Consider the following 4,945-nt stretch of genomic DNA (forward strand, 5'->3'; position numbering starts at 1 on the left):
GGTGAGGCCGCCTCGGCGGAGATAAGATTAGTAGGTCTGTTCAGCTAGTTAGCCGATACAATTCCCCCGATGCGTGCATTGACGTACGCCGGCGGCCAATGCCGGGTTAACGGCCGTTTTCAATGCTCTCGCGAGGGAACATGAGGTCGCGTTCGCCTCGACGCCGCTGGATTTGTCCAATCGTACTGGGAAGCTTCGCTCTATGAGGAGAAGACGCGGGTGCCGTCGAGGGCGGAGGTGGGGTGGGCCTCGCCGGGGGCGACGTTGCGGAGCTTGATCAGGCGGCGCATCGAGGCGGCGTTCGGGGTGGGGACCACGCGGTTGGCGGGGATGTGGGCGGAGCCGATCAGGATGTCGGCCTTGGTCAGGGGCGCGTTGGTGAGGAGGCCGACGCGGGCGGCGATGATCGTCGCCTGGGTGATCGTCTGGGTGCGGAACATGGCGCAGATCGAGCGCTCGAGCGTCACGTAGGAGCCGTAGAGGTAGGGTGCCTCGCGGAGCTCCTGGTCGCCGGCGCCCATGGCCACGGCGCGCAGGATCGCCATCTGGTCGTCGGTCAGGGCGAACTCGGTCGGGCGGTCCTCGGAGGCCAGCCGCGAGAAGGCCTCGGTGATGCAGAAGCCGACGGCGAGCAGGTCCTGCTCGATGTGGCCGATGCGGTCGCGGAAGGCCTCGCGGTCCTCGGGCGAGCTGACCGAGATGGCGATCTTGTCGCCGCGCTCGGTGATGATCGGCAGCGTGTAGCCGGAGGGACCGACGCCGTGGGTCTTGGCGTCGTGGTAGAAGGCGCGGGTGGCCGGGTCGGTCACCTGCAGCGTGTCCCAGAAGAAGCCGAACTCGGCCGTGGCGCTGGCGCGCTGCACCGGGTCGATGGTGTGGTAGCGGCGGTTGAAGTAGCGCGCCACCCATTCCTCGGGGTAGGTGGTGAGCGCGCGGGTGGTGAAGGCGGTGGAGGGCAGCTCGCTCACCACGTGCAGCGTGCAGTGCGAGACGCCGATCGCCTCGGAGAACTGCCGGAGCAGGTCGACGAGGTCGGGGAAGCTCGCGACCTGCAGCAGCTCGTCGGCGATCGCCTCGGACAGCGGGTTGCGGAAGACCTCGAGCTCGTCGAAGTCGAGCGTGTCGAGCAGCCGGTTCAGGTCGGAGGCGAGATGGTTCTTTCCCAGCCGCGTCAGGCAGTTGATGGCCTCGTGGAGCGAGGCCTCGACCCAACCAATCATTGCACCCTCGTTACTCGGTATTCACGGAAAACTGACTGAAAGTTCCCAGCTGCTGGTTAAGGGAAGGCTAACGGGCGTGGGGTGCCGGCGGCCTGAATCCTATGAACTGGTTAACGGCGGGGTGGAGGGGGCCGGCTTTCTGCCGGGGCCGGGCGGGGAGATTTCGATCAGCAGGTTGCCGTCGGCATCCTGGGCGAGGCGGTCGCCCGGGGGGAGGAGGGTGGTGCTGTCCATCTGTTCGAGGATGGCGGGGCCGGTGAGGGTGGCGTCGGGCGGGAGGTGGTCGCGGCGGTAGACGGGGGTGTCGTGCCAGGCGCCGAACCAGGCGGGGCGGGTGGTGGTTTGGGCTTGCGCGAGGGTGGGGCGGCGTTGGGTGGGGTCGAGGAGGAGGCGGAGGTCGAGGGGTGGGCGGTGGCCGGTGACGGAAGTGGCGAGGTTGACCAGGGCGGGGCGGATCTCGGGGAGCTCGACGTGGAAGCGGGCGCGGTAGGCCTGTTCGAAGAGGGTGTGGAGGTCGGCGAGGGTGGGGGTCGGTGACGGGAGGGGGACGCGGAGGAGGTGGGTCTGGCCGACGAACTGCATGTCGGCGGCGTGGGTGGTGGTGATCGATGTGGTGGGGACGGGCTCGGCGGCGATGAGGGCGCGGCCCTGGGATTCGTGGGTGGCGAGGATGGTGTGGACGTCCGCGATGTCGAGGGAGGGGAGGGGGCGGGCGAGGGTGCGGACGAAGTCGAAGCGGAGGTCGGCGGTGGCGCAGCCGAGGGCGTTGGTGATGCCGGGGCGGGCAGGGACGAGGACGCGGGGGAGCCCGAGCTCGCGGGCGAGGGCGGCGGCGTGGAGCGGGCCGGCGCCGCCGAAGGCGAAGAGGGTGTAGTCGCGGGGGTCGGCGCCGAGGGAGAGGGAGACCATGCGGATGGCGTTCGCCATGCGGGTGTCGGCGATGCGGAGGATGGCGGCGGCGGCTTCCTCGGGGGTGAGGGAGAGCGGGGCGGCGATGGTGTCGGTGAGGATGCGGCGGGCGGATTCGAGGGCGGGGAAGCGGGCGGGGTCGAGGCGGCCGAGGAGGAGGTTGGCGTCGGTGATTGTGGGGAGGGTGCCGCCACGGCCGGCGGCGATGGGGCCGGGGTCGGCGCCGGCGGAGGCGGGGCCGACCTCGAGGAGGCCGGAGGGGGTGAGGCGGGCGATGGAGCCGCCGCCGGCGCCGACGGTGCGGACGTCGACCATGGGGAGGTGGATGGGCATGGCGTATTCGAGCTCGATCTCGGAGGAGACCGGGGCGGTGCCGCTCTTGATGAGGGCGACGTCGGTGGAGGTGCCGCCCATGTCGTAGGTGATGAGGTTCGGGATGCCGGCGCGGCGGGCCGTGGCGAGGGCGGCCATGACGCCGGAGGCGGGGCCGGACATCACGGTCTTGGCGGCCTCGCGGGAGACGGTGCGGGCGGAGGCCATGCCGCCGTTGCCGGTGACGACGAGGAGGTCGCGGGGGTAGCCGCGAAGGGTGAGCTCGGACTGGAGGCGGGCGAGGTAGCGCTCGAGGACGGGCTGGACCGAGGCGTTGACGGCGGCGGTGACGCCGCGCTCGTACTCGCGGGATTCGGAGAGGAGCTGGTGGCCGGCGGTGATCCAGGGGGTGGGCCAGAGCTCGCGCGCGATCTCGGCGGCGCGGAGTTCGTGGGTGGGGTTGGCGTAGGCGTGGAGGAAGTGGATGACGAGGGCTTCGCAGCCCTGGGCGAGGAGGTGGGCGATGGCCTGCCGGGTGGTGGCTTCGTCGAGGGGGGTGAGGATGCGGCCCTGGGCGTCGGTGCGTTCGGGGACCTCGAGGCGGAGGTCGCGGGGGATGATGGGGGTGAAGCGGCCGGTCATGCCGTAGGGGTTCGGGCGGGTGCGGCGGCCGAGCTCGAGGACGTCGCGGAAGCCCTGGGTGGTGATGAGGCCGGTGCGGGCGAGGCGGCGTTCGAGGACGGCGTTGGTCGTCGTGGTGGTGCCGTGGATGATGAGGTCGACCTGGCTCGGGGGGACGCCGGCCTGGTCGAGGGCGGCGAGGGCGCCGGTGGCCTGGTTGGCTGGGGTGGTCGGGGTCTTCGCCAGGCGGACGGTGCCGGCGGTGGGGTCGAAGAGGACGAGGTCGGTGAAGGTGCCGCCAACGTCGATGCCGGCGACGATGGTCATGGGCGCACGGGCGGGCACGCGTGCCCGCTTCTCAAGGCATTGAAAAGAAGACGATTTTTTCGCGTATATACAACGTATTGACGGAACGGGGGCATCGCGTCGCACTCCGGCATGGGGCATGGGGCATGGGCATGGAAGGCGGGGGCGTCGGGGGGAGGAGGGTGGTGGGGATCCTGGCCGGACGGACGGGCCCGGCGGCGGGGTCGAAAGGGACGAGGTCGGTGAAGGTGCCGCCTGCGTCGATGCCGGCGATGATGCCGCGGGTCATCGGCGGGCTCCTGGGGCGGGGGGCGGCGCTTTGAGCGCCGTTCGCCCGCATGCGCGGGCTCGGCCCCGGAAGCCGACGCGCTGCGCCCTTGCTCCCGGAAGCCCGGGCGGCGGGAGGGGCGGCCCGAGGGGGGCCCTCGCCGGCCCCCCTCGACCCCCCCGGCACTGCCCGATAGGAGGAAGGCGGTTGCCGGGGCCGGGGAGCGGCCTCTCGGTCGGCGGAGGGATCGTGCGCGATTCCGCTGCATCTCAGATTCCGACGTAGGCGTGGAACTGGGGGGCGTCGGGGGGGAGGGCGGCGGTGAGGAGGGTTTCGGCTACGGTGCCGTTGACGAGGAAGGCGATGCGGTCGGCGGTGGCGAGGGCGGCGTCGACGCGCTGCTCGACGAGGAGGGTGGCGACGCCCTGGGAGCGCAGGGTGGCGATGGTGTCGCGGATGAGGGCGGTCATGGAGGGTTGCAGGCCCTCGGTGGGCTCGTCGAGGAGGAGGACCTTCGGGTCGGTGCAGAGGGCGCGGGCGATGGCGAGCATCTGCTGCTCGCCGCCGGAGAGGGTGCCGGAGGTCTGCGACAGGCGCTCGCGGAGGCGGGGGAAGAGGGTGAGGGCGCGCTCGCGGGTGGCGGGGTCGTGGTTGCGGGTGAGGAGGCCGATCTCGAGGTTTTCCGCCACCGTGAGCTCGGCGAAGAGGCGGCGGCCCTGGGGGACCCAGGCGATGCCCTGGCGGGGGACGTCGTGGGCGGGGAGGGTGTCGAGGCGGGTGGCGTCGAGGGTGATGGCGCCGGCGGTGAGGGGGACGAGGCCCATGATCGCCTTGAGCGTCGTGGACTTGCCGGCGCCGTTGCGGCCCATGAGGCAGAGGACCTCGCCCGCGGCGAGGGTGAGGGAGACGCCGCGGAGGACCGGGGTGCGGGCGTAGCCGGCGTCGATGTTGGTGACGGTGAGCATCAGGGGCCGAGATAGGCGGCGCGGACGGCGGGGTTGGCGCGGACGGTGGCGGGGTCGGCGCTCGCGATGATGCGGCCGAAGTCGAGGACGGTGATGCGGTGGGCGAGGTCCATGACCACGTCCATGTTGTGCTCGATGAGGAGGAGGGTGGCGGTGAGGGCGATCTCGCGGGCCAGCGCGGTGAAGGCCTCGATCTCGCCGGCGGCGAGGCCCTGGGTCGGCTCGTCGAGGATGAGGAGGCGGGGGGCGAGGGCGAGGCCCATGGCGATCTCGAGCAGGCGCTGGTGGCCGTAGGCGAGCTCGCCGGCGGGGCGCCTGGCCATGTCCTCGAGGCCGACGCGGGA

4 protein-coding genes are annotated in these 4,945 nt (G+C 71.8%); all 4 read right to left on the reverse strand.

Annotated features, from left to right (window positions below; genetic code table 11):
* Positions 1-200 precede the first annotated feature (200 nt).
* Positions 201-1,220, reverse strand: coding sequence for an autoinducer binding domain-containing protein (locus tag Q0112_RS04160; protein ID WP_297971808.1), 1,020 nt, complete (start codon positions 1,218-1,220; stop codon positions 201-203).
* Between the two features lie 99 nt (positions 1,221-1,319).
* Positions 1,320-3,407: a hydantoinase/oxoprolinase family protein gene (locus tag Q0112_RS04165; RefSeq protein ID WP_367278434.1), complete on the reverse strand. Its 2,088-nt coding sequence runs from the start codon at positions 3,405-3,407 to the stop codon at positions 1,320-1,322.
* A 498-nt stretch (positions 3,408-3,905) separates the two neighbouring features.
* The gene (locus Q0112_RS04170) at positions 3,906-4,601 is read right to left on the reverse strand and encodes an ABC transporter ATP-binding protein (protein WP_297971811.1); all 696 of its coding nucleotides are present in this window, start codon (positions 4,599-4,601) and stop codon (positions 3,906-3,908) included.
* Positions 4,601-4,945, reverse strand: a 345-nt coding sequence (locus Q0112_RS04175) for an ATP-binding cassette domain-containing protein (protein WP_297971814.1), incomplete at its 5' end; no start/stop codon positions are given. The genes Q0112_RS04170 and Q0112_RS04175, both read right to left, overlap by 1 nt.

Source organism: uncultured Amaricoccus sp., assembly GCF_937858865.1.
Classification (GTDB): Bacteria; Pseudomonadota; Alphaproteobacteria; order Rhodobacterales; family Rhodobacteraceae; genus Amaricoccus.